The sequence below is a fragment of the Bacteroidota bacterium genome (genome assembly GCA_016713925.1).
GTDB lineage: Bacteria > Bacteroidota > Bacteroidia > AKYH767-A > OLB10 > JAJTFW01.
Genome location: JADJOH010000007.1, coordinates 343,647 through 368,976, shown reverse-complemented (window position 1 = coordinate 368,976; position 25,330 = coordinate 343,647). Strand labels below are relative to the sequence as shown.

General features: G+C 40.6%; 20 protein-coding genes. 13 read left to right on the top strand and 7 right to left on the bottom strand.

Features of this window, described 5'->3' with window-relative positions:
- Positions 1–254: 254 nt before the first annotated feature.
- Positions 255–2,867 carry an ATP-dependent chaperone ClpB gene (clpB, locus tag IPJ86_09555; GenBank protein ID MBK7887522.1) on the top strand — a complete coding sequence of 871 codons (2,613 nt, stop codon included), beginning with the start codon at positions 255–257 and terminating at the stop codon, positions 2,865–2,867.
- Positions 2,868–2,998: 131 nt separating this feature from the next.
- Here the strand turns inward: clpB and IPJ86_09550 are convergent, their stop codons facing one another.
- The 3 genes from IPJ86_09550 to IPJ86_09540 all read right to left on the bottom strand — a co-directional run bounded on the left by IPJ86_09550 (position 2,999) and on the right by IPJ86_09540 (position 6,200).
- Positions 2,999–4,090: an agmatinase family protein gene (locus tag IPJ86_09550; GenBank protein MBK7887521.1), complete on the bottom strand. Its 1,092-nt coding sequence runs from the start codon at positions 4,088–4,090 to the stop codon at positions 2,999–3,001.
- A gap of 137 nt (positions 4,091–4,227) precedes the next feature.
- The gene (locus IPJ86_09545; GenBank protein MBK7887520.1) at positions 4,228–5,262 is read right to left on the bottom strand and encodes a sensor histidine kinase; all 1,035 of its coding nucleotides are present in this window, start codon (positions 5,260–5,262) and stop codon (positions 4,228–4,230) included.
- Positions 5,263–5,513: 251 nt separating this feature from the next.
- A complete protein-coding gene (locus IPJ86_09540) occupies positions 5,514–6,200 on the bottom strand; it encodes a response regulator transcription factor (protein ID MBK7887519.1) in 687 nt (228 codons plus the stop codon).
- A 256-nt stretch (positions 6,201–6,456) separates the two neighbouring features.
- Here IPJ86_09540 and IPJ86_09535 point away from each other — a divergent pair, with 256 nt between their 5' ends.
- The 7 genes from IPJ86_09535 to phoU all read left to right on the top strand — a co-directional run bounded on the left by IPJ86_09535 (position 6,457) and on the right by phoU (position 15,296).
- Positions 6,457–9,273, top strand: a complete 2,817-nt coding sequence (locus IPJ86_09535; GenBank protein ID MBK7887518.1) for a carboxypeptidase-like regulatory domain-containing protein — start codon at positions 6,457–6,459, stop codon at positions 9,271–9,273.
- A 181-nt stretch (positions 9,274–9,454) separates the two neighbouring features.
- Entirely contained in the window at positions 9,455–10,804 is a 1,350-nt protein-coding gene (locus tag IPJ86_09530) for a T9SS C-terminal target domain-containing protein (protein ID MBK7887517.1), read from the top strand.
- Between the two features lie 219 nt (positions 10,805–11,023).
- Positions 11,024–11,989, top strand: coding sequence for a PstS family phosphate ABC transporter substrate-binding protein (locus tag IPJ86_09525; GenBank protein ID MBK7887516.1), 966 nt, complete (start codon positions 11,024–11,026; stop codon positions 11,987–11,989).
- A gap of 60 nt (positions 11,990–12,049) precedes the next feature.
- Positions 12,050–12,925: a phosphate ABC transporter permease subunit PstC gene (pstC, locus tag IPJ86_09520; GenBank protein MBK7887515.1), complete on the top strand. Its 876-nt coding sequence runs from the start codon at positions 12,050–12,052 to the stop codon at positions 12,923–12,925.
- Complete coding sequence (pstA, locus tag IPJ86_09515; GenBank protein ID MBK7887514.1) at positions 12,918–13,775, top strand: phosphate ABC transporter permease PstA; 858 nt, start codon at positions 12,918–12,920, stop codon at positions 13,773–13,775. The genes pstC and pstA overlap by 8 nt, the downstream gene beginning before the upstream one ends.
- Before the next feature lie 24 nt (positions 13,776–13,799).
- On the top strand, positions 13,800–14,555 hold the full coding sequence (gene pstB / locus IPJ86_09510; protein MBK7887513.1) for a phosphate ABC transporter ATP-binding protein: 756 nt from the start codon (positions 13,800–13,802) through the stop codon (positions 14,553–14,555).
- A 51-nt stretch (positions 14,556–14,606) separates the two neighbouring features.
- Entirely contained in the window at positions 14,607–15,296 is a 690-nt protein-coding gene (phoU, locus tag IPJ86_09505) for a phosphate signaling complex protein PhoU (GenBank protein ID MBK7887512.1), read from the top strand.
- 109 nt (positions 15,297–15,405) lie between these two features.
- Here the strand turns inward: phoU and IPJ86_09500 are convergent, their stop codons facing one another.
- The 3 genes from IPJ86_09500 to mtaB are packed head-to-tail and all read right to left on the bottom strand — an operon-like array spanning position 15,406 to position 18,699.
- On the bottom strand, positions 15,406–16,209 hold the full coding sequence (locus tag IPJ86_09500) for an inositol monophosphatase (protein ID MBK7887511.1): 804 nt from the start codon (positions 16,207–16,209) through the stop codon (positions 15,406–15,408).
- Positions 16,187–17,356 carry a prolipoprotein diacylglyceryl transferase gene (locus tag IPJ86_09495; GenBank protein ID MBK7887510.1) on the bottom strand — a complete coding sequence of 390 codons (1,170 nt, stop codon included), beginning with the start codon at positions 17,354–17,356 and terminating at the stop codon, positions 16,187–16,189. The genes IPJ86_09500 and IPJ86_09495 overlap by 23 nt, the downstream gene beginning before the upstream one ends.
- 8 nt (positions 17,357–17,364) lie before the next feature.
- Positions 17,365–18,699, bottom strand: a complete 1,335-nt coding sequence (mtaB, locus tag IPJ86_09490; protein MBK7887509.1) for a tRNA (N(6)-L-threonylcarbamoyladenosine(37)-C(2))-methylthiotransferase MtaB — start codon at positions 18,697–18,699, stop codon at positions 17,365–17,367.
- 187 nt (positions 18,700–18,886) lie between these two features.
- Between mtaB and IPJ86_09485 the strand changes: the two genes are divergently transcribed.
- Positions 18,887–20,524, top strand: coding sequence for an ABC transporter substrate-binding protein (locus IPJ86_09485; GenBank protein MBK7887508.1), 1,638 nt, complete (start codon positions 18,887–18,889; stop codon positions 20,522–20,524).
- Between the two features lie 25 nt (positions 20,525–20,549).
- Here the strand turns inward: IPJ86_09485 and IPJ86_09480 are convergent, their stop codons facing one another.
- Complete coding sequence (locus IPJ86_09480) at positions 20,550–21,650, bottom strand: PD40 domain-containing protein (protein ID MBK7887507.1); 1,101 nt, start codon at positions 21,648–21,650, stop codon at positions 20,550–20,552.
- Between the two features lie 283 nt (positions 21,651–21,933).
- Here IPJ86_09480 and IPJ86_09475 point away from each other — a divergent pair, with 283 nt between their 5' ends.
- From IPJ86_09475 to IPJ86_09460, 4 genes are all read left to right on the top strand, one after another.
- Positions 21,934–22,518: a sigma-70 family RNA polymerase sigma factor gene (locus IPJ86_09475; protein ID MBK7887506.1), complete on the top strand. Its 585-nt coding sequence runs from the start codon at positions 21,934–21,936 to the stop codon at positions 22,516–22,518.
- Between the two features lie 55 nt (positions 22,519–22,573).
- A complete protein-coding gene (locus IPJ86_09470) occupies positions 22,574–22,810 on the top strand; it encodes a hypothetical protein (protein ID MBK7887505.1) in 237 nt (78 codons plus the stop codon).
- Positions 22,811–22,867: 57 nt separating this feature from the next.
- Positions 22,868–23,509 (top strand): endonuclease III, encoded by a 642-nt coding sequence (gene nth / locus IPJ86_09465; protein ID MBK7887504.1) that lies wholly within the window; start codon positions 22,868–22,870, stop codon positions 23,507–23,509.
- Positions 23,510–23,699: 190 nt separating this feature from the next.
- Positions 23,700–25,286, top strand: a complete 1,587-nt coding sequence (locus tag IPJ86_09460; protein MBK7887503.1) for a hypothetical protein — start codon at positions 23,700–23,702, stop codon at positions 25,284–25,286.
- Positions 25,287–25,330: the final 44 nt, after the last annotated feature.

Genomic DNA, 25,330 nt, shown 5'->3' with positions numbered 1-25,330 from the left:
AATTTGAATGAATGATTCATGCCCGTGAAGAGATAAATCTTTCTGAAGTCTGAAAAAAAATTGTTTCTAAGAACAAAGTCAATTGCACATTTCCTCATCTGACTGCAAAAATAACTTTTCTGACGAAATGACACATAAAAATGGTCAACAAGAATAAGTGTCAGCCCATCTCCTCTAAAACTGTCATAATTACAGGAAATAACGACGAATTTTGAATTGGGTCATTGTTTGCTGCTGCCTTGAAAAAAAATACGATGAACTTCAACCAATTTACCATTAAGTCACAGGAAGTACTTCAGGAAGCACAAAATTATGCTACGGCAGCAGGACAACAATCCATTGAACCGGGGCATTTGCTTAAAGCAATGCTTCAGAATGATGAGCATGTGATCCCTTTTTTACTAAAAAAATTAAACGTCACTCTCCCTCCTCTTCAAAAAGAACTGGAAGCCATAATCAATGCCTATCCAAAAGTCAGTGGAGGCACACCCTATCTCGGTACAGATGCACAGTCGGCTCTGCAAAAAGCTACTTCTTTAATCAAGGAATTCAAGGATGAATTTGTTTCACTGGAGCATTTGCTGTTGGGAATCCTTGCCGGAAAAGAAAATGTGGCCCGTTTACTCAAACAATCGGGCGTGAATGAGGCAGATTTAAGGATAGCCATCAAAGATCTGCGGAAGGGTGCGAGAGTTACGTCTGCAGGTGCTGAAGAAACCTACAATGCGCTCGGGAAATATGCACGCAATCTGAATCAACTCGCCAGAGAAGGGAAACTGGATCCGGTTATTGGACGTGATGAAGAAATCAGAAGAGTTCTGCAAATTTTATCAAGAAGAACAAAGAATAACCCCGTTTTAATTGGTGAACCCGGAGTGGGTAAAACTGCCATCGCGGAAGGATTAGCACATCGCATTATTAACGGTGATGTACCTGAGAATTTAAAAAGTAAAGTCATCTACTCGTTGGATATGGGATCGCTGGTAGCCGGTGCGAAATATAAAGGAGAGTTTGAAGAGCGTTTAAAAGCAGTCATCAAAGAAGTCACAGGTGCAGAAGGCGAAATCATTTTATTCATTGATGAAATACATACCTTGGTTGGAGCAGGTGGCGGAGAAGGAGCCATGGATGCTGCCAATATTTTAAAACCTGCTTTGGCACGTGGTGAATTAAGATCCATCGGGGCTACCACATTAAACGAATATCAGAAGTACATAGAAAAAGATAAAGCCCTTGAACGACGCTTTCAAAAAGTGATGGTCGAGGAGCCCGATGTGCAGGATGCGATCTCTATTCTTCGCGGATTAAAAGAACGCTATGAAACCCATCATAAAGTCAGAATTAAGGACGAAGCCATTATTGCTGCTGTTGAATTAAGTGATCGCTATATTTCCGATCGCTTTCTCCCGGACAAAGCCATAGACCTGATGGATGAAGCCGCTGCAAAACTCAGACTGGAAATGGATAGTGTTCCGGAAGAACTGGACGAAATTCAACGCAGGATTATGCAATTGGAAATTGAGCGGGCAGCTATCAAACGCGAGGGCGATGTAAAAAAACTGGCTGAACTCGGTGAAACACTTGCCAACCTTAACGAAGAAAGAAATACCATCAAAGCCAGATGGGAATCTGAAAAAGAAATTATTAATACAATTACTCAAACCCGAGAAAGTATTGAGCAATTGAAAATTGAAGCGGAGCAAGCCGAGCGTGCCGGTGATTATGGAAAAGTAGCGGAAATACGTTACGGAAAAATCAAAAATGCAGAGGAACTGCTTGTGCAAAGTCAGTCGAAATTACTGGATGCACAGAAGAACAAAGCGATGATTAAGGAAGATGTGGACAGTGAAGATATTGCTGAAGTGGTAAGTCGTTGGACAGGTGTTCCGGTAAAAAGAATGCTGCAAAGCGAACGGGAAAAACTTCTTCACCTCGAAGAAGAACTCCATAAACGTGTCATCGGACAAGAGGATGCCATTGCTGCCTTATCGGATGCTGTACGCAGAAGCAGAGCAGGATTACAGGACATGAAACGTCCGATAGGATCATTCATTTTCCTCGGGACTACAGGTGTTGGCAAAACGGAATTGGCCAAAGCACTTGCCGACTTTCTCTTCAACGATGAAAATGCCATGACCCGTATTGATATGAGTGAATATCAGGAGAGACATAGCGTAAGCCGACTCATTGGAGCGCCTCCCGGATATGTGGGTTACGATGAGGGCGGACAACTCACCGAATCCGTTCGCCGTAGACCTTATTCAGTAGTTCTATTTGATGAAATCGAGAAAGCCCATCCTGATGTCTTCAACATCCTCCTACAGGTACTTGATGATGGTCGACTGACGGACAACAAAGGAAGAACCGCCAACTTCAAAAACACTATTGTCATCATGACTTCCAATATCGGCGCACACCTTATTCAGGAGAATATGGAAAAGATGACCGATAAAAACAAGGAAGCTGTACTTGCAAAGACACGACTGGAAGTATTTGACATGTTGAAGAAAACCATTCGTCCTGAGTTTTTAAACAGGATCGATGAAGTCATCATGTTCAATCCGCTCACCAGAGATGAAATACATGAGATTGTACAGTTGCAATTCAATGCCATAGCAAAAATGCTTGCAGGAAATGACATTCATCTCAGCATTACGGCTGAAGCTATAGACTGGCTATCGCAACTGGGTTACGACCCGCAATTCGGAGCAAGACCAATGAAAAGAGTTTTACAAAAACGTGTCTTGAACGAGTTGAGCAAACAAATTCTCGCAGGTTCGATTTCAAAAGACAGTTCTATTGAGATTGATCTGGATAAAAATAAAAACTTTGTTTTTAGAAATGTTGCAGAAAAGGTTATTGCATAGTAGGGACAGGTCGCGACCTGTCTTTACCACATCGTTTGTGTGAGGTTATAGGGACAGGTCGCGGTGGTGTGGTGTGTAGTGACAGGTCGCGACCTGTCATTACACACCACACCATCAACGTAAAGTTCAGTTTAAATGCTCCCATTCGATTTCGCCAACACACCGCATAAATGAAACAGCATTCGTGCAGCAACATTCCCGTTCCAGTCATCCTCACCCGGTGAAACTTCATTGAGATCGAAACTGATTATTTTTTTGCCGGAATTTGCGAGGGCAGATAGTAAGTAGGTGACTTCATGAAAAGCGAATCCCCCGGGAACAGGGGTGCCTGTATTTGGGCAAAGCTTAGGATCAAGACCATCAATATCAAAACTGACATGAACATGAGTTGGGAGGGCTGCAATAATTTCATCACATTGCTTTTTCCACGACTTACCCGAGTATTGCTCCTCTTGCAATCGGGCATAGGTAAAAACTCTTACTCTTTTAGAATTCCGTGTTGCATACTCCTGTTCTTCCTGACAGAAATCACGAATTCCAATTTGTACTAATTTAGAAATCTGTTTCAACTGAAGAGCATTATACATGATTGAGGCATGCGAATAAGTAAAGCCTTCATAGGACTTTCGTAAATCCATATGCGCATCGATCTGCAAAATTCCGAATGAAGCATACTTGTCGGCTAGTGCGCGAAAAAATCCAAGTGGGGTACTGTGATCTCCTCCTACCAGTCCTACTAATTTTCCTTTGCTCAGCCATGCTGATGTACGTGCATAAACATCATTTATCATCATCAGAGACCCCGCATTCACTTCCTCCAATAAGGAATCAATTCCCTTTTCTTCCCTGATGGACAATACCCCGGACTGCGCATCTATCACCTTTGCCGCAAGTTTCTTACATTTCTTTGATATCTTATATAATTTTCCGGGAACAGGCTCCATGGATATTCCTGCCTTCCACAACTCCGGAAATTCAGGATGAAAGAGATCCACTTGTGCAGAGGCCTCTAAAATATGCTCCGGACCTTTTGCAGTTCCTCCACCATAACTTACTGTTGCCTCCCAGGGAACAGGTATCAATACGATTTCCGACTCTTCTGAATTAAATGGTAATCCAAAAATATTCGAATTCACCATCGCGGGGCCATTCTGATCAAACGATTTAATCTTCGCTTTCTTTGAATGAACAGTACTATTCAATTTCCTTTTCACTTTTTCCATAATGAGTGCAAAGATAGAGTTTAGAATAAATCACATAAAAACCTTTGAAGAAACCTATATTATAATAGGGTTTACGATGTAAAATCCAACCTCCTAGAAATCAAAAAATCTACTAAGAAAAGGCTACTTACTCTTCGTCAATGAAAAAGTGAACGTTGTTCCTTTCCCCGGGGTACTATCAACCTGGATGGTCTCCCATGCGCTTCAAGAATATGCTTAACAATAGCTAAACCCAGGCCTGTTCCACCTTCATCACGGGAACGGCTTTTATCCACACGATAAAACCTTTCAAAGAGGCGTGGCAAATGATGTTTCTCAATACCAATACCACTATCCTGAACGTCAACAATAACCTTCTCTCCTGCATCTGTGAAACTGGTCAGCGTTTGTCCCCCTCGTGTTCCATACTTTATCGAATTCACCATGAGATTCACAATAACCTGTCGCAACAGATCCTTATCGGCAAAAACGTAAACTGCTTTATCGGCAGGATAGTTCACTTCCAGTTTAATGTCCTTCTCCTTCGCCTGAAGCTCCAACGAATCCTCCACATCTCGCACCAACTCATTCAGATCAAAGGTTCTTTTCTCCACTATCAATTCACCGGCCTCTAATTTTGAAATGGATTCCAGATCATCAACAATACTAATCAGCCGGTCAATGCTCTTACTCGCCCGGCTGAGATAATGGATATTCACGTTCTGATCTTCTATACCCCCATCAATAAGCGTATGGATATATCCCTGAACAGAAAATATCGGTGTCTTTAATTCATGAGAAACATTACTTAAAAATTCTCGACGATAGGTCTCTACCTGTTTTAAGTGATCTATCTCCTCTCTCGACTCATTTCTCCAGTCAACAAGAATGCGATTTATTTCACTGGTAATATCCCTTCTGTTCTCTGTATAGGGACGAATAACCTCTCTGGGATTCTTTAGGCGCAGTATATGCTTGTAAATTTTCTGAAGATTTTCAAAAATATATTTACCATAAAGAAATCTGAAAGTTAACCCATTGCAACAAAAAACCAATATGAAAATAATAAGATGCACATACCATTCCACTTCTACACCTAACAGAAGAAACATCAGCCACTCCGCCAAGGTCAGTACAATGGCCAGAATGAGTGAGGCAATAAGAGCAACCTGAGTAGCATTCACCTGCTTCATTTTTTGGGTCGACTAATTTAAGGTTTATTTAGCTGAACACATTAAAAAATTAAGAATCCATATTATCCATCAATCAAAGAATTTCCCTAAATGCAAATCCAATTTCCTTTGTCCTATAGATCTTTCTATAGCAGTTTAACCTAAAATCAAATGGTGAAGTCGGAAGGCAATCTAACCTGATCACGGCGAATTAAAATTGTATCTATAGATAAATCTTAGACAGGGCATAAAAAGCCTGTTTTCAAGCCCTTTCAAATATCAAATTTATAACCGATCCCTTTAATGGTCTTGATGGTTTCATCCCCCAGCTTCTCCCTGATTTTTCGGATATGCACATCGATAGTCCGATCCCCGACCACGATATCGTTCCCCCATACTCTTGAAAGAATATCCTCCCGTGTAAATACCTTTCCGGGTTTAGAGGTCAATAATGCAAGAAGTTCAAATTCTTTACGGGGAAATGAAAGCGGGCTATCTGACTTAAAAACCAGGTAACTTTCTCTGTCAATCCTTAAATCACCAATCTGAATACTTGGCGCCTGTGGAGCTTGTGAACCGTTTACCCTACGAAGAAGGGCTTTGATACGACTGGTTAAAATCCTTGGCTTGATTGGTTTAGAGATGTAATCATCGGCCCCCACGTCAAACCCTGCAATTTGAGAATACTCCTCGTTTCGGGCTGTAAGGAAAGTAACCAGGGTATCTTTCAGCTCAGGAATCTCCCGAATATGTCTACACGCTTCGATACCATCCATTACCGGCATCATGATATCGAGAATAATTAATTGTGGACGCTCTTTCTTTGCTATATCAATTGCTTCTTTCCCGTTCTTTGCCAAATAAACATCGTACCCTTCTTTCTTGAGATTGTATTCAATGAACTCCAGAATATCCGGTTCATCATCTACAAGAAGTATTTTCACTGCCACGTTTGTCATAACCTATTTTACGAGTTCAAAAGTCAGGTATACATATTACTAAATTGTTATCCAATAATTAAGGCTACTCTATATTTTTCAATGCAAATATCCTGAAGAATTTGGCAATTCTAACAATTCAGTAACATTAAGTCCATTTTTGAGCATAAAAAACCCCTTTTTTTGAAGTTTCCTCTTGGTATTTAACATTAAGTTAAAATAGGGGTAAACTTCTCTTACGATTCAGTGCGGTTCTTTGTTAAGGAATTTCTACCCTATGAAATCAAGAACAAAAACTCTGATAATTTGCTGTTTATTAACAGCTTACGCTCAAATTCTGGTAGCTCAAACCGGAAGCCTTCGCGGAAAATTAACCGACAAAACTAACGCTGAAACACTCATTGGAGCTACTGTAGCCATAGAAGGCACATCGCTGGGTGCGGTTACAAATATAGACGGTGATTATATTATAGAGAAGGTGCCGGTGGGTACATACACCATTAAAATATCCTTCGTTGGATATAATGCAGAGTCCCTTCCGGGTATTATTATAAAGGAGAATGAGTCTACATCGCTCAACCTAAAGATGGAAAGTAATACAAAAGTTCTTAAAGATGCGGAGGTAATTTCTACCCGAATCACCAATACTGAAAACGCCGTACTTGCAGAAATGAGAAGTTCTGAACAGATCGTTAACGGTGTATCCAGCCAGCAGATTGCAAAAACACAGGATCGCAGTGCTTCCGAAGTAATAAAACGATTGCCCGGCGTTACTGTTATGGAAGATCGTTTTATCGTTATCAGAGGCTTAAGTGAACGTTACAATTCAGTACTCTTAAATGATGCGCTTGCGCCCAGTGCTGAGCCGGATAAAAAAGCTTTTTCGTTTGATATTATCCCGAGCAGTATGCTGGATCGTGTACTCATCTACAAAACCGGTGCTCCTGAATTGCCGGGAGAATTTGCGGGTGGAGTTGTAAAAGTTTACACCAAAAACATACCGGACGAAGATTATATTAATGCAAGCATTACTCTAGGTGTCAGAAACAATACCACTTTCAAAAATTTTAACAGAGCTTCCCTGAGCAACACCGATTGGTTGGGCATGGACAATGGAAGTCGTGATCTCCCCTCCGATTTTCCTGCTACTATCTCCGGATTAAGCCCCGCGCAACAAGTAGAATTAGCGAAGCAACTTCCCAATACGTGGATTGCAAAAGAACAATCGGCACCCATTGATCAACGCTTCAGTCTGGGATTCGCAAAAAAATTCAACATCGGTAAAGTAAAGGCAGCTAATATCAGTGGCATCAACTATGGTAATACTTATGAAACGCGAACGGCCGAAAACCTGAACTATAATCAATTCGATATTGAAAATAATGTCAGTGACACCATATATAATTTCAACGACCTTACATCTATTAACAAAGTATCGCTCGGACTTTTAAGTAATTTCAGTTTACTTATTAATCCAAGAAATAAAATAGAATTCCGAAACCTATATAATCAAAGCGGCTCCAATGGAACAACAATTCGAACCGGTTACAATATTGAGGAAGGGAATGATGTACGCAATTATGCTTTCAGGTATTTTGAAAGGAAAGTATATTCAGGACAAATTTCCGGTTCTCATGACTTCAATCAGGAGAAAACTTCCTTCACCTGGACGGGTGGATACAGTGTTACCCACACCAATGAGCCTGATTATAGACGCATACGTACTTTCCGCAGTCTCGTTGATAATCTTCCTCAATATTTTATTCAGGTAAATACAACTGCTTCTCAAGCGGATGCAGGAAGATTTTACTCTACGCTGGATGAAGACATCATCATGTCTAGTGCAAACATTGAACACCAAATAAAGCAATTAAGTGAAACCCGGAAAATAAAAATCAGAGCCGGTTTCTATACAGAATTTAAGAACCGAACCTTTAATGCAAGATGGCTGGCTTACACGAAATCCAGAGTGGACAAATTCGATAACGACCTGCTGATGTTACCTCTTGATCAGGTATTTGACGACAACAATTTTAATGACAGTACCGGTTTCAAAATTGATGAAGGCACCAATGGAACTGACCGTTATGATGCCACCAATTTATTATCTGCAGCGTACATTGGAACGACATGGCCCATCAGTGATGCCGTTAGTATTTCCGGTGGTGTACGCTATGAATACAACCGTCTGCAACTGGAAAGCTCCGATAACAACGGTAATCCGCTCATTATTGACAATCCTATCAGCAGCTTCCTTCCTTCTCTTAACTTAAGTATTAATATCACCCAAAAATCATTAGTTCGGTTTGCCTATGCACGCACTGTAAACAGACCTGAATTCAGAGAAATTGCCCCATTCGCATACTACGACTTCGTTTTCAATAACGTTCTTTTTGGAAATCCATCTCTCGAGACACCCACCATTGACAATCTGGATTTACGCTGGGAGAACTACCCTGCAGCCGGTGAACTTATCTCATTTGGATTATTCTATAAAAATTTTACCAATCCTATTGAGCAATACTTCAAACCCGGTGCAGGATCAGGTGGCACAAGAAATTTCGAATTCAGAAATGCCACCAGTGCCTTCAGTACAGGTGCTGAAGTCGAAGTACGTAAGTCACTGGAGCCTGTCTTCAAAGCCGGATTCTTAAGCCGCTTCTCTATTGGTGCCAATGCCTCTTATGTTATCAGTCAGGTGAATCTCGGTGACAATGCGGTTGGACAAGACAAGAAAAGAATCATGATGGGTCAATCTCCTTATGTAATAAATACCGGCATCTATTATAATCAACCTGAATATAAACTTCAGTGTAATCTCCAATACAAGATCATCGGTAAACGGTTATTGGTTGTAGGAACCGAAGGAACACCGGATGTTTATGAGTTACCAAGGAATGTTGTTGATTTTACCATCACAAAAGGATTTGGAAAAAATTTCGAGATTAAAGCAGGAGTTATGGATTTGTTAAATCAGGCCACCGTACTTCGACAGGATTCAAACGATGATGGGAATGTGAATAGCAATGATGAATTAATTCTACGCTTCAAAAGAGGATCTTATTATACACTGGGAATTTCTGTAAGATATTAAATCTTACGATCACCCGGAGAATTAACCAACGTTAATGGACATACTCATTTAAAATTTAACATTTACTTCAAGTTACATTAACATAATGAAAATTCAGTTCCGGTAATCTTGTATCCGGAACAAACAAGAAAATAAACAAACAATGAAAAACAAAATTACCAGTGGACAATTCGCTATCAAAATGATGATTGCATTGGCCATATCAACCTCAGTATTCACGGGTTGTAAAAAAGACAAGGATGAAGAAACGACTCCTGCAACAGTATTAAACTTCACACTCACTACACTTTCCGACGGAACGGTTCAGGTGGAAGGAACAACCAACCAATCCGTCACATGGGACAGTAGCAAAACTTATCTTGTAAAAGGATTCATATACGTAGATCAGGGCGGAGTATTGAACATTCAGCCGGGAACAGTTATTAAAGGTGATAAAGCCTCTAAAGGGTCATTGATTGTAAAACGCGGCGGAAAAATTAATGCCATTGGTACAGCAGCATTTCCTATTGTATTTACTTCATCTCAGGCCATCGGCACACGCAATCCCGGTGATTGGGGTGGTATCATTATCTGCGGAAACGCTCCAATCAATTTACCCGGCAGTGAAGGACAAATTGAAGGAGGTCCGGATGCACTTTATGGCGGAACAGTTGCGAATGATAACAGTGGTGCATTAAAATATGTTAGAATTGAATATGCAGGTATCCCCTTCCAGCCTAATCAGGAAATTAATGGTTTGACTTTAGGCGGTGTTGGCTCGGCAACTGAGATTGACTATATTCAGGTTTCCTATTGCGGAGATGATGCTTATGAAATGTTTGGCGGTAATGTTAACCTTAAACATATCATCTCCTTTAAGACTGTTGATGATGATCTGGATACTGACAATGGATACAGCGGAAAAATTCAATTTGGAGTGATCCTACGTGATCCGAACATCGCAGATGTTTCCGGTTCTAATGGATTTGAATCTGATAATGATGCGAACGGTTCAACTGCTAGTCCCGGCACAAAAGCTATCTTCTCTAACATCAGTGTTTTTGGACCAAAGCAAGACACCAGTTCAAGTGTCAATTCAAATTTCAAACGTGGAGCACATCTACGCCGTAACACACAAACCTGCATTTACAATTCTCTCATTTCAGGTTATCCTGTGGGGTTATTAGTAGATGGTACAGGTACTGAAGGTAATGCTACGGGTGATTTACTCCAGGTAAAAAATACGATTATCGCTACATGCAATACTCCTCTTTCTGTGGCAAGTGGATCTACATTTAATATAAGCAACTGGTTTAATAATGTGGCTTATGGAAATAGCATTCAATATGACAATACTGGTTTGGCTAGTGCGCCTTATGCCAGTACACCTAACTTTATTCCGGTGGTTGGTTCTATATTATTAAGTGGTGCTGATTTTAGTTCAAGTAATCTGAGCGGATTTGATGTAGTTACTTTCCGCGGAGCCTTTGATGGAAACACAGACTGGACCAGCGGTTGGGCGAACTGGGACCCTCAAAATACTGATTATTAATAAATTAATAGTTCATTTCATAAAAGCTCTCTGTTATATGACAGGGAGCTTTTTTTGTGACTTAATATTAAATTAACATTGAGGAAATATATCCCTAACATTTTCTTAATCTCTTTGCAGTGGAAATAGAAAATAAATCTAACCAAAAAATCTGGTAATCAATACTTTACATTTCCAACCATATTCTACTCATCATCAATTAAACCGTAAATACAAAAAATGAAAAAATTAATCCTTCTGGCATCCATAGCTCTCCTTGCTGCTTGTGGTCAAAAAAAATCAGAAAGTACCGAAACCGGAAATGAAAGTAAACTTAGTGGGTCAATCAGTGTTGATGGTTCCAGTACGGTTTATCCGATTACTGAAGCTGTTGCAGAAGAGTATCGTAAAGAATTTCCCGATGTTAAAGTGACAGTAGGTTTATCAGGAACCGGTGGTGGTTTTAAAAAGTTCTCACGTGGAGAAATTGACATCAATGATGCTTCCAGAAGTATTAAGGAAGAAGAAATCGCTTCCTGCAAAGAAAACAATATTGATTATATTGAACTTGAAGTTGGATATGACGGCTTAGTGGTCACCGTAAATCCTCAAAACGATTGGGTTAAAGAAATTACAGTTGCAGAGCTGAAAAAGATTTGGGAGCCTGAAGCACAAGGCAAAATAAAATACTGGAACCAAATTCGTCCGGAATGGCCTAAAGAAGAAATTCATTTATACGGCGCCGGTGTTGAATCAGGCACCTATGATTATTTTACTGAAGTCATTGTAGGCAAGAGTCATTCCAGCCGTGGAGATTATACCGGAAGTGAAGATGACAATGTACTGGTGCAAGGCGTTTCCGGAGATAAATTTGCTTTAGGTTTCTTTGGACTGGCTTATTTTGAAGAAAATAAAGCGAAACTCAAGGCTGTTCCTATTGATGATCAAAACGATGCAAATGGCAAAGGTGGAATATTACCTACGCAGGAAACTGTTCTTGATAAAAGTTATTCACCTTTATCGCGCCCATTGTTCATCTATGTAAACTCAAAAGCAGTTCAGCGTCCGGAAACCATTTCATTCATTGATTTTTATCTGGCAAATGCTTCTGAATTAACAAAGGCGGTAGGATTCGTGCCTTTGCGTCCGGAAGAATATAAGGCACAACAAGATAAATTCCTTCAATACCACTCCTCAAAGAAATAACATTCTATTCATCCATGTAAAGCCCGGCAAACTATCTTTGTCGGGCTTTATTATCTACTTATGAAAATTCCGGAGAAAGTCATTGTTTCGTTTCTGGCACTATGTGCAGCAATGACGGTGTTGATCACAGCCGGTATTTTGTACACACTTGGAGCAGAAACTATTCGATTTTTTAATGAAGTATCTATAGTTGACTTTTTAACGGATACACAATGGACTCCTCTTTTTAGCGATAAACACTTTGGTATTTTACCCTTACTTACCGGAACCATTCTCACTTCGTTTATCGCCATATTTTTTGCCCTTCCCATTGGACTTACGATTGCTGTGTACATGAATGAATACGCTCCTTCATCATTTAGCACCCGTGTTAAACCTGTTCTTGAAATATTGGCTGCGGTACCTACGGTGGTTTACGGATACTTTGCACTAACTGTTGTTACGCCTTTCTTGCAAAACTTCATTCCTTCTCTCTCCAGCTTCAATGCATTAAGTGCCGGTTTTGTAATGGGCATTATGATCATTCCGCTGATTTCCTCTCTTAGTCAGGATGCTTTGTATGCTGTGCCTAAGTCACTCCGTGAAGCATCGTATGGATTGGGTGCAACACGATTACAAACTTCCTTTAATGTTCTTGTTCCTGCGGCCTCATCGGGTATCATCGTCTCCGTTATTCTGGCGATTTCACGGGCAGTTGGTGAAACCATGATTGTTGCCATAGCTGCGGGAATGCAACCGAATATGACACTGGATCCAACAGTACCTATTCAAACTATTACCACTTATATTGTACAAATCAGTATGGGAGATGTACCCCATGGATCTCTCGAATACAGAACGATATTTGCTGCAGGAATTTCATTGTTTGTTTTGACGTTTACGTTAAACAACTTAAGCTTCTGGTTTAAGAAAAAATACCAACAGAAGTATGAATAAGATCAGCATGAACCGATTTAAGGATAAAGCCTTTAAGGTTTTTGGTATTTTCTGTACCTTTTTTGGATTATTTATGCTTGCTATTTTTGTAGGAGATGTTGTTTTAAAAGGAATCGACAGAATCAGTTGGGATTTCCTGACCAACCTCCCATCCCGTTTCCCGGAGAAAGCCGGAATATTCACCGCATTGATGGGAACCTGCTGGATTCTTTTTCTTACCGCTATTATTGCTATTCCTCTTGGAGTCTTCGCAGGATTGTATCTGGAAGAGTACGGTAAAAGAAATCGTTTCGCGGCGATACTTGAAATTAACATTACCAATCTGGCCGGAATACCATCTATTATTTATGGACTTCTTGGGTTAGAAATTTTCGCAAGAGTAATGGGATTAGGGCAAAGTGTATTGACCGGCGCTTTAACCTTATCGTTATTGATCCTCCCTATTATTATAGTTGCAACGAGAGAATCTGTACGTGCTGTTCCAAGGAGTTTAAGAGAAGCTTCACTTGCCCTTGGTGCTACCAAATGGCAGACCATATGGTACCAGGTCCTGCCGGCATCAGGCGGAGGAATTCTTACCGGTGTTATACTAGCCCTCTCCAGGGCTGTAGGTGAAGCAGCTCCTCTCATTGTGGTGGGCGCATTGGCCTATGTTCCTTTTGCTCCTTCAACTCCACTGGATGAATTTTCTGTTTTGCCTATTCAGATATACAATTGGGCTTCACGTCCTCAGCAAGGATTTGTAATTAATGCAGCAGCTGCTATCATCATCTTATTGTTAGTAACATTTCTCATGAATGGAATAGCGATTTATTTTAGAAATAAATGGCAGAAAAAAATCAAATGGTAAAAACGGCCTACATTCGGAAAGTATATGAGTAAAAAACTGGAAGCAAAAAATGTGAACGTCTTCTATGACCAAACACACGTCATCAAAAACGTGAGTCTGGATATTGATGCGAATTCAGTAGCCGCTTTTATAGGTCCATCAGGTTGTGGCAAGTCTACTTTTCTCCGCCTTTACAATAGGATGAATGACCTGATTGAAGGATTCAGGAAGGAGGGCGATGTGCTGATGGACGGAAAAGATATCTACAGGAATGATATGCGTGTAGAAGATCTCCGGAAAAAGATCGGCATGGTTTTTCAAAAACCAAATCCATTTCCTAAAAGTATTTATGAAAATGTAATTTATGGATTACGTATCCGGGGAGTCAACAATAAAAACCTGCTCGATGAAACTGTAGAAAGATCTTTACGTCAATCCGCACTATGGGAAGAAGTAAAAGACAATCTGAAAAAATCAGCGCTGGCTTTATCCGGCGGACAGCAACAAAGATTGTGTATTGCAAGAGCTATTGCAACTGAACCCTCTGTACTTCTGATGGACGAACCGGCCTCTGCCCTTGACCCCATCTCCTCTGCGAAAATCGAAGAACTTATCTATGAATTAAAGTCGCAGTACACCATTATCATCGTTACTCACAATATGCAGCAAGCCGGTCGCGTTAGCGATACAACGGCCTTTTTCTACCTCGGAGAGCTGGTGGAATATGATACTACTAAAAAAATATTCATGAACCCAAGCGATGTCCGTACACAGGATTATATTACCGGTCGCTTTGGTTAAAATAAAATAAAAAAAGAAAATTAAACAACGAATTTCATACCCTACCCTACCATGTCGCATTTAGATAGTGAATTAAAGAATTTAAAAAGTGAAATGCTGGAGATGTTTTCTCTGGTGAAGTCACAGTTGGAGAAATCTAAAGACGCGTTGATTCTTCTGGATAAAGATCTGGCAAGAGAAGTGCTTGTCAATGAGAAAAGGGTAAATGGCTTTGAATTAAAACTAGACAGAGACTGTGAAAACATCATTGCACTCTTTAATCCCGTGGCGATTGACCTCCGTTTTGTGCTGGCCTGTATGAAGATTAACTCCAATCTTGAACGTATTGGAGATATTGCCGAAGGTATTTGTCAGTTTGTGCTTAACATAAAACTCGAACCGGAAAAATCACTCCTTGAAACCACAAGAATGGTTGAAATGTATGATACCGGTATCATCATTCTTCAGGACGTCATGGAAGCTTTTGATAAAGAAGATACCCGCTTAGCGAGAAGCGTTTTTAAGAAAGATGAAATTCTGGACGAAATCAATCTGAACGCCAATCAGGCTGTAGCCGATTTTATTCGTTCCAATACTGACCGAATCAACCAAAGTCTTTATTTATTGAGCACTATTCGAAAATTAGAAAGAGTAGGCGATCAGTGTAAAAACATTGCAGAAGAAATTATTTTTTATATCGAAGCAAAAGTACTTAAACATAAATCAAGGGCGCAAAAGCAGGATATGGACAATAATGAGTAGATATAAAACTACTACTACCCGATAATTTCTTCAATGTTGTTGCTTTAGATTCCCTTTAAACAGGATCACATCCTCTTTACGCTGCTCCACTTTTAAACAGAACCTATCCTCAAGGCTGAAATGCCATTTTCACTTCTCCAAGAAACTCATCAAATACCATGGCATTGGTGGCTATAATTTCTTTTCCGAAAATACAATTATCACCTCCTTGAAAATCTCCCACGGTCCCACCTGCCTCTTGCACCAGAAATACTCCCGCTGCAACATCCCATGCATTCAACCCATATTCGTAAAATCCTTCAAATCTTCCGCAGGCTACATACGCCAAATCAACGGCAGCAGATCCAAGTCTTCTAAGACCTTGCGTATTTCTCATGCAAAAATCAAAGACCTGCATATAAGGTCCCATGCGTTCATAATTGGTATAAGGAAACCCGGTAGCTATCAATGATTTTTTAAGCTCCTTCGTTACCGAAACCTTTATTGCAAGTCCGTTTAAATAAACTCCTCCGCCCTTCCATCCATAAAAACATTCATCCAGATTAACTTCATGGACAATTCCCAACACCATCTTTTCATTATACATGAGTCCGACACTCACACAAAAACAAGGAATACCATGAACAAAATTAGTGGTGCCATCTAAAGGATCAATGATCCATTTCCACTCACGGTCCGTTATAGTTAACGTATTCTCTTCAGTAATAAATCCTGCATTCGGGATCAGTGGCATTAATCCGTCTACCAATAATTTCTCGCTGCCTTTATCTACATAGGACACCAAATCATTGAATCCTTTATACTCTACTTTACCATTGTCGAAACGTGCACGTTCGCGCCGTAAAAATTCGACTGCGAGGGCTACGACCTGCCTTGCTTTAGAACAGATATTATCCAGTTGCAACTCTTCCATCAGGATGGTGTTTTTTTGAACAATAAATATAGCCTGCAATTCCTGTAATAATAAGGGCTGAAGCAATTACTTCTGCTTGTGTCACTGTCATTCCGAGAAAGTCAAATTTATTATTTACTCTTATTTTCTCTATCAGAAACCGTTCAATGCCGTTAAAAATCAGATACAGAAAAAACAATTGTCCGGTGCGCACCAATTTCTTTCTGAAACCCCACAAAACAAAAAATAACAAGACACATGCCAGCGCTTCATAGAGTGGTGTTGGAAAAACCGTTTCCGGCAGAACCATACAATGCTTTCCTTCGCATCCGGGAATGGGAACACCTGCACTGATCACATTATGTGGATAATCATAGGCCCAAAACCAATCCGGAAGCCATGATAACCAATCGGGCTTTGGACTTAAATTTACAATCCCCCAGTCACCATCACCTGAAATCTGACAACCCAAACGTCCGGTACCATAAGATAACATTAGTCCGGGAGCAGTAGCATCCGCAAGCACCAATGGCGGCATTCCATTTTTACTTCCATAACGCATCACTGCGATCGTTCCGGCAATTAATCCTCCATACATGGTTAACCCACTGAATGAAATCAACGCTTCCAACGGATTCTCTCTGAACTCATGGAGATTCTCAAGGTTATGAAAAATTTTCGCACCGATAATCCCACTAATGGCCGCGATGATGGTGATATTAGAAACAAGCTGAAAAGGATGGACTGTTTCCTGCACCATTTTGGGTTGAGGAAGTCGCTCTTTTTCCTTCTCACGATACTGCATATACGCCATTAAGGAACCCACCAGCAATCCACCCAAAGGATTTCCCGTGAGTGAAAGCAACACACCTTGCGTGTCTTCAACAAATAGTGAATAATTGATGGCAGCATAAACAAACTTATAACCCAGTACGAATCCTATTAAAAAAGAAGAGGCTAAATCAGAAAAAGTCGCTGCTGCACCTTTCATACTTTCCTTAACATGCGATTTTACCAAACCCAATTTTTCCTTGCGGATCAATTCCAGTTTCACGGTGTACGCCGCAAGAAGGAAGGAGAGCGCCAGCATAAACCCGAAACTCTGGATGGGGAGCGGAAGGTTTAATCCAAAAAGATCATGCAATAAATCGGATATGGTTGGATACATATATATATTTAACAGAAGGTAGCAATATTTTTCGTGGCAAGCACAGGTGCCGCCTTCACCAGACCTCTGTTGCCTATTTCTTCCATTTCACAATCTACAATTCTGTTAACAAAATCAGCTCTGAATGGGTGCTCTACACGAATATAATTAGAGGTATATCCAAACATTGCACCTTCATTTTCTTCTTCTTCAAAAAGTACAGGCCATACTCTGCCCAAATTCTCCACCGTGAAATCATGTAATTTTTTTGCAGATAGATTTCTCAGTCTGCTATTTCTATATTTCCTGACCGGCATGGGGACAACCTGATTCATCTGCGCAGCGAGTGTATTATTTCTTTCAGAATAGGTAAAGACATGGAAATAGCTCACCGGCAATTGATGGAGAAAATTATACGTTTCTTCAAAATGGCCTTCTGTTTCTCCCGGAAATCCAACAATAACATCCACACCAATGGAAGCATGAGGGATTAGCGATTTAATGAGATTCACCTTCTCCTGATACAACTCCCGTTTGTACCGTCTGCGCATCTTTCCCAATATTTCATCCGCCCCACTTTGAAGTGGCATGTGAAAATGCGGCATTATCCTACTCGATTGAGCGGCTATACGAATAACTTCCTCTGTAAGAAGATTGGGCTCAACGGAAGAAAACCGTAATCTCTTCAAACTTTCCACTCTTTCGAGTGCGCTCACCAAGTCTGTGAAATTTTCTTCATGTTTACCTTCCTCATTTAGAATACCGAAATCCCCCAGATTAACGCCTGTTAAAATAATCTCCTGCACACCACTTGCAGTTAATTCCTTAACCTGCTCAAGAACATTCTTAATTGAATTACTTCTTGATCGTCCTCTGGCAAGTGGTATCGTGCAAAACGAACAATTGTAATCACATCCATCCTGAACCTTTAAAAAGGTACGGGTTCTGTCACCGGAAGACCAGGCACTGATAAAAGAATCGGCTGCACTTATTTCACAGGAAAGCACTTTTCCATTTCCCGATTTCTCCAATCCTGCCAAATAATTCAACACATTGAACTTCTCCGTTGCCCCAAGCACCAGGTCTACACCAGGAATTGCGGCAATTTCATCCGGCTTCAACTGCGCATAACATCCCACGATAATCATTTTCCCTTCCGGGTTGGCAGACATCGCCCGATTGACGATACTGCGACACTCCTTGTCCGCATTTTCGGTGACAGAACAGGTATTGACAACATAAACATCCGCAGCTTCAGGAAATTCAACACGCTTCCAACCGGCCGAACGAAATTGCCGGGCAAGGGTAGATGTTTCTGAAAAATTAAGTTTACACCCGAGCGTATGAAATGCCACTGTATTCATAAGTCGGCAAAGGTAATGATATTAGGCTGCATCTTTCGATTTATATGGATTTCCGGAAACCATGAAATCCTTGCAAAAAGCATCATTTACACTCTGACTTTCAATCATCTATAATATTTAAGTGACTTGATATAGAAGTAAGGGAAATATAACCATCTCCTTATATAATAATGATATTTTTGCAGCAATGTCACATCGGCTACTCTTCTTTCTTCTTTTATTTCAGATGCTTACTTCATGCACTGGCCCCGGAAAGGAGAAATTAAATAAAGAGGTATTCCGATACAATGAATCTGCGGGAATCACATCACTTGATCCGGCCTTTGCAAATAATCAGGCGAATATCTGGGCATGTAATCAGCTTTTCAATGGGCTGGTTCAACTAAACGATCAGTTACAGCCGACTCCATGTATTGCACGGCTATGGGAAGTCAGTGAGGATGGGATGAAATACACCTTTCACTTGAAACAGGACGTACAATTTCATGATCACCCCATTTTGGAAAAAAACAGGATCGTCATAGCCGATGATTTCGTTTTCAGCTTCAATAGAATTTGTGATGAAAAAACAGCCTCTCCGGGTTCATGGGTTTTCCAATCAGTGAGGAGGAATTCTCAAAATAGAGTTGATGGTTTTGTTGCTGAAAATGATAGCACCTTTAGCATTTATCTTGAAAAAGCATTCCCCCCCTTATTGGGACTTCTTGGTTCTGCCTATTGTGCGGTTGTACCAAAGGAGATCGTTTCAAAATATGGAAAGGACTTCCGGAGAAATCCTGTTGGAACAGGCCCCTTTGTTTTTCATGACTGGATAGAAAGATCTGCGTTGATCCTCCATCGCCATGAAAATTATTTTGAAAGGGATGCAGATGGAATTAAGCTCCCTTATTTAGATGCCGTTATGATATCTTTTATCAATGATAAGCAAAGTGCTTTCATGGAATTCTTAAAAGGCAAACTTGATCTCATTTCCGGATTAGATGCGAGCTATAAAGACGACTTGCTCACCAATAACGGAACATTACGACCTAAATATCAGGGGAAGTTCAGAATGGAAACGTCACCTTATCTGAATACAGAATATCTGGGAATTTTAATGGATAAGGAATTACCCGGAATGCTGAACAATCCATTGAATGATATACGCATACGGAAAGCAATCAACTATGGCTTTGACAGGGTAAAGATGATTCGCTATTTAAGAAATGGAATGGCCACACCCGGTACAGGTGGAATTGTCCCTTTAGGAATGCCCGGTTTTGAAGAAATGTCCAACGTTGGTTACGACTACCAACCCACAAAAGCAGCAGCATTACTGGCAGAAGCCGGTTATCCTAACGGCAAAGGCTTACCTGAAATTACCATGAGTACTACTCACGCCTATCAGGATTTATGTGAATACATGCAGGGACAACTGGCGGATCTCGGAATCAAAATAAAACTCGAGATCAATCAGGCAGCCCAACATCGACAGATGGTATCCAAACAACAATTATCCTTTTTTCGGGGATCCTGGATTGGTGACTATGCAGATGCAGAAAATTATCTTTCCTTATTCAGATCCACGAACAAAGCGCCTGTCGGACCCAATTACACGCATTACTCCAATCCCCGTTTCGACTCCTTATATAATAAGGCCATGAGAACTCCAATATCAGGTGAACGAGAGCGTATATATCACGAGATGGACGCTATGATGATGGTTGAATCTCCGGTAATTATTTTATACTATGACAAAGTCCTTCGATTGACCCAAAACAATATTGAAGGATTAAACATGAATCCGATGAATCTGATCACACTCAAATCAGTTCGTAAAAAGTAGTGATTTCTATTTTCCAGATTTCCGTCTAATCGTTCCAGTCAGCGATAAATAAATTAGTATCCTTGGTCCCGTTGTTATTACGATTAGAAGAGAAAATCAATTTTTTTCCATCGGGTGAAAACATAGGAAATGCATCAAACATACTATCAAATGTAATCTGACGAAGATTTTTACCTTCAAGATCTACCATCCAGAGATTAAAAGGCAATCCTCTTTTTGAAGCATGATTCGATGAAAAGATAATTTGTTTACCGGAAGGATGAAAGAAAGGGGCCCAACTGGCATTCGGCAAATTCGTTATTTTCTTCATATCAGACCCATCGACATTACATACATACAACTCCATATGTGTGGGCTGAACGAGGTTTTCTTCGAGTAAGGCTTTATAGGTAGCCACTTCTTCTTCGGTTGTTGGACGTGAGGCGCGGAAGATAAGTTTCTTACTATCCGGAGAAAAGAAAGCGCCACCATCATAGCCCAATTCACTGGTCACCTGTTTTACATTTTTCCCGTCTACATCCATGGTATACAATTCCAGATCACCGGATCTCATACTGGTAAAGACAATCTTTTTGCCATCCGGAGATACAGTACCTTCTGCATCATAACCCGGTTCATTGGTCAATTTCATTTTCACCTTACCGGTTAAATCAGCAACATAAATATCAAAATCGGGATAAATGGCCCAAACGTATTTACCATCTTCCCTCTTTGCAGGTAATGCCGGACAAGCCTCTTCACCCTCATGAGTCGATGCATATAATATGAGGGAGTCACCCGGCAAAAAATAGGCGCAGGTAGTTCTGCCTTTTCCGGTGCTGATCAGCTGGGGAGGTCCCGCTTTCATATCGGTATCTGCCAATTTAAAATAGTAGATCTGATCGCAACTATTTCCCCATTCTTTATATGTATTCTGAAAAGTAATGCTCTTACTGTCAAAGCTGAAATACGCTTCAGCGTTATCGCCTCCAAAGGTGAGTTGTTTCACATTTGATAAATGCTTTTCCTCTCCTTTATATAATAAGGTGCTCTTATCAAATTCCGGAGTTGGGGTGGCGGGTGTTTGCGAAAAAGATAATTGACTAATTATTAATAAATTAACGACAAGCAGAGTGAGTTTTTTCATAGTAAGGATTCTCTGCTAAATTATAGATTCAACCGAAGCAGGTTCGTCAGAAAGCTGTAAAAAACTAAAAATAATCATTCAATCAGGAATTATTTTTGGGAATAGGAGATAATGTTTGTATATTTGATTAATAATAAAGGTGCGTACACAATACACAACTTTATTTTGCGTTAACAGTTTAATATAACTCTGTCCAACAACAAAAGATAGCCTATAGGTCGAAAACTCTACACATAACCCTACCAGTTTAATTCATCCAAACCAATTCAAAGGGGAAAGAACTATGTGTAAAGTAAAGAAAACCGACCAGGAACTAGTATCTGAATTTCTCAAAGGAAATGAAGCTACACTGCAGGAGTTAATTCTGCGACATGAACGTAAAATTTTTACCAGTATTTATCTGCTGGTAAAGGACAAAGAGCTATCCGATGACATTTTTCAGGAAACGTTTATTAAAGTCATAAACACACTCAGATCAGGAAATTATAACGAAGAAGGGAAATTTATTTCCTGGGTGCTACGTATTGCCCATAATCTCGTCATTGACCATTTCAGGAGTTTGAAAAGAATGCCAATGGTATATGACACGGATGAGTACAGTGTTTTTGATACCATTCCTTTAGAAGATGGAAACATTGAGGATAAAATGATAGAGGAGCAAATTCAGGTCGATGTTCGAAGACTGATCGAAGAACTTCCTTATGATCAGCGGGAGGTGGTGATTATGCGACACTTTGCTAATATGAGTTTCAAAGAGATAGCGGATTGTACACATGTGAGTATTAATACCTCTCTTGGTAGAATGCGCTATGCCCTTATTAATTTGAGAAAATTAATTAATGAAAAACAACTTGTTTTAACCCGTTAAACAATACGCCGGAAAATTTATCGTTAATAGAGTGTTAAAAATGTATATAACGCCTATGAACGAGACGGTTACACTTGATCAACTTATTCTTTACCTTTACAATGAAACGGAGATGTCGGATACAGTAATGGTTCAAAAAGCCATCGATAATCACGTTGAAGTTGAAGAGGAGTTTAGCAACCTCATTGCCGCGCGGGATTTGATAGACCGCACTTTAATGAATGCTTCTCCGAAAAGCATTGCGACCATAATGGCCTATGCAAACCTGACAGCTCCCTTGCAGCGGGTTTAAAAAAAGAATAAAGAAATTATGCCGCTTGTAATAACTTTACAGGCGGCATTTCTATTTATGACCAGAAAGGAAAGATTCGAATATTTTATTAATTATTTTAAAAAACATCGACCCGATGCGGAAACGGAATTGTATTATACCAATCCTTTTGAATTACTCGTTGCGGTGATCTTATCTGCACAATGTACCGATAAACGAGTCAATATGGTTACCCCTTCACTTTTCAATGTATTTCCTGATGCCGAGCATCTGGCCACAGCACAACCAGAAGATATTTTTCCACTTATAAAGAGTATCAGTTACCCCAATAACAAGGCAAAACACCTTGCCGGAATGGCGCAAATGCTGGTTGAAAAGTTCGGAGGAGAAGTTCCTTACACTATTGAGGAACTTATTCAACTTCCCGGTGTTGGAAGAAAAACTGCCAATGTTATTGCATCCGTTGTATACGATTTGCCGGCGATGGCAGTAGACACCCATGTTTTCAGGGTTTCAGCCAGGTTAGGATTAACCGTTAACGCAAAGACTCCATTATCTACTGAAAAGCAATTAGTTAAATATATACCGGAGGAAGATATTCCGCTGGCGCACCATTGGCTCATTTTGCATGGACGCTATACTTGTAAAGCTAAAAATCCTGAATGTAGCACCTGTGGTCTACAACAAATTTGTTCATTTTACATAAAATCAAATAATTGATTTTCAATATTTTATTTTTCAAAACAATTAGTAATTAACAATCCTTCAAACGCCCCCCCTACCTAAGATTAGGTATGTTTTACCAAAGGATAGGCATGCTTTTGCCAAATTTTTTGAGCAGAACTCGGTTAAGATCGGAACTTGCTGCTAAATAAAAATCCGCATGAACACTATTTCTACTCTGAAATTTATGAAAGCCTCAGTAGTGAATTCATTCACTTTGAAGCATTTCCGGCAACATCTATTGCTGATGTTTGCCTTCATTCTCAGCTCATGGTCAAGCATCGCACAGACCTCGCAAACCTATTCATCGTCGAGCACGTGGGTAGCACCCGCGGGTGTTACGTCTATCACAGTGGAATGCTGGGGTGGCGGTGGCAAAGGCGGTTCAACAATTTTCAATGGTGCTGAAACCGGTGGAGGCGGCGGAGGGGCTTATTCCCGATCCAACGCTTTTGCTGTTGTTCCTGGCACCAGCTATACGATTACTGTTGGAACCGGTAGTACAGGAACCGGAGCCGGTGGAGATTCCTGGTTTGGATCAGCCTCCTCTGTACTAGCGAAAGGTGGCTCATCAGTTAGTAACAATGGAACTTCCGGTGCTTCAGGAGGATCAGCAATTGCGTCAATTGGTGATGTCAGATTCCCAGGTGGAATCGGTGCAAATGGATCCAGCAATAACTATGGCGGTGGCGGTGGTTCATCAGCCGGAACAGCTGCTGCAGGTGCTAACGGATCAACCTCCAATGGCGGTATTGCTCCTTCAGGTGGAGGAAATGGCGGAAACGGAAGAACAGGGTCGAACGGTAACGGATTACCGGGATCAGTACCCGGAGGTGGTGGAGGCGGTGTTAGAACCGGAACATTCGGATCTCAAACAGGAGGTGCGGGAGCTAATGGTAGAGTCATTGTCACCTGGACTTGTCCAACATATGGTTTAAGTAGCGTTACAATTGGATCTGAAATATGCTCCGGTGCATCCGCAATAGTTAACTTAAGTGGTTCTGCTGCTGAATTACCGGAAGGAACGTATACAGTAACTTATGATCTTTCCGGAGCTAATTCTGCAACCGGTGCAACTACATCAATGACGATCACAACTGCAGGTAGCGGATCATTTTCTACAAGCGCACTTGCCAATGGCGGTAATACGCTAATTACAATAACAAATCTTTCAAGCGGTACCAGTCCCATATGCTCAAATGCAATATCAATAAATAATACCGCAACCATTTCAGTCATCAATGTAAATGCAGGTTCAATTATCGGTGCACAAACTATTTGTCCCGGTGGTGATCCGGCATTAATTTCAAATGATGTGTTAGGTTCCGGAGATGGAACCATTACTTATTACTGGGAAAGCAGTACTACAAGTGCAAGCGCAGGTTTTTCAACTATTCCCGGTGAAACAGGCGATAGTTATGATCCACCGGCAGGTATCAGCGTAAATACCTGGTTTCGTCGGGTGACTGTTTCTACAATTGGACTTTCTTCGTGTCAGTTACCCTCAAATGCAGTTTTAGTAAGTGTACTTACATTGGGGCCTCCTTCAGTAACAGCAGGAGCCTCCGTTGCAACACCCTGTATCGGATCATTGATTAATTTAACAGCCACCAGCAATGCTAATTTTTCATCTACGGTAAATCCTAATACAGCAATCATTGACAATAATGCAACCGGAATAACTTCTTTAATTTCCGCTTCAGGCTTACCTTCTTCACTTTCAGGATGGCAGGTTAGGGGTTACTGTAAATATTCCTCATACCTATACCAGTGACCTCGAAATTTATCTGGCTCGTCCGGGTGGAAGCTTTGGTGCAG

What these genes read in the sequence shown, in the direction of transcription:
- pstC (MBK7887515.1), top strand. Translation starts at nt 12,050, where the DNA reads ATGAAAATTCCGGAGAAAGTCATTGTTTCGTTTCTGGCACTATGTGCA.
- pstA (MBK7887514.1), top strand. Translation starts at nt 12,918, where the DNA reads ATGAATAAGATCAGCATGAACCGATTTAAGGATAAAGCCTTTAAGGTT.
- nth (MBK7887504.1), top strand. Translation starts at nt 22,868, where the DNA reads ATGACCAGAAAGGAAAGATTCGAATATTTTATTAATTATTTTAAAAAA.
- IPJ86_09530 (MBK7887517.1), top strand. Translation starts at nt 9,455, where the DNA reads ATGATGATTGCATTGGCCATATCAACCTCAGTATTCACGGGTTGTAAA.
- IPJ86_09470 (MBK7887505.1), top strand. Translation starts at nt 22,574, where the DNA reads ATGAACGAGACGGTTACACTTGATCAACTTATTCTTTACCTTTACAAT.
- IPJ86_09480 (MBK7887507.1), bottom strand. Translation starts at nt 21,650, where the DNA reads ATGAAAAAACTCACTCTGCTTGTCGTTAATTTATTAATAATTAGTCAA.
- IPJ86_09545 (MBK7887520.1), bottom strand. Translation starts at nt 5,262, where the DNA reads ATGAAGCAGGTGAATGCTACTCAGGTTGCTCTTATTGCCTCACTCATT.
- clpB (MBK7887522.1), top strand. Translation starts at nt 255, where the DNA reads ATGAACTTCAACCAATTTACCATTAAGTCACAGGAAGTACTTCAGGAA.
- mtaB (MBK7887509.1), bottom strand. Translation starts at nt 18,699, where the DNA reads ATGAATACAGTGGCATTTCATACGCTCGGGTGTAAACTTAATTTTTCA.
- IPJ86_09525 (MBK7887516.1), top strand. Translation starts at nt 11,024, where the DNA reads ATGAAAAAATTAATCCTTCTGGCATCCATAGCTCTCCTTGCTGCTTGT.
- IPJ86_09475 (MBK7887506.1), top strand. Translation starts at nt 21,934, where the DNA reads ATGTGTAAAGTAAAGAAAACCGACCAGGAACTAGTATCTGAATTTCTC.
- IPJ86_09535 (MBK7887518.1), top strand. Translation starts at nt 6,457, where the DNA reads ATGAAATCAAGAACAAAAACTCTGATAATTTGCTGTTTATTAACAGCT.
- pstB (MBK7887513.1), top strand. Translation starts at nt 13,800, where the DNA reads ATGAGTAAAAAACTGGAAGCAAAAAATGTGAACGTCTTCTATGACCAA.
- IPJ86_09540 (MBK7887519.1), bottom strand. Translation starts at nt 6,200, where the DNA reads ATGACAAACGTGGCAGTGAAAATACTTCTTGTAGATGATGAACCGGAT.
- IPJ86_09495 (MBK7887510.1), bottom strand. Translation starts at nt 17,356, where the DNA reads ATGTATCCAACCATATCCGATTTATTGCATGATCTTTTTGGATTAAAC.
- IPJ86_09460 (MBK7887503.1), top strand. Translation starts at nt 23,700, where the DNA reads ATGAAAGCCTCAGTAGTGAATTCATTCACTTTGAAGCATTTCCGGCAA.
- IPJ86_09485 (MBK7887508.1), top strand. Translation starts at nt 18,887, where the DNA reads ATGTCACATCGGCTACTCTTCTTTCTTCTTTTATTTCAGATGCTTACT.
- IPJ86_09550 (MBK7887521.1), bottom strand. Translation starts at nt 4,090, where the DNA reads ATGGAAAAAGTGAAAAGGAAATTGAATAGTACTGTTCATTCAAAGAAA.
- IPJ86_09500 (MBK7887511.1), bottom strand. Translation starts at nt 16,209, where the DNA reads ATGGAAGAGTTGCAACTGGATAATATCTGTTCTAAAGCAAGGCAGGTC.
- phoU (MBK7887512.1), top strand. Translation starts at nt 14,607, where the DNA reads ATGTCGCATTTAGATAGTGAATTAAAGAATTTAAAAAGTGAAATGCTG.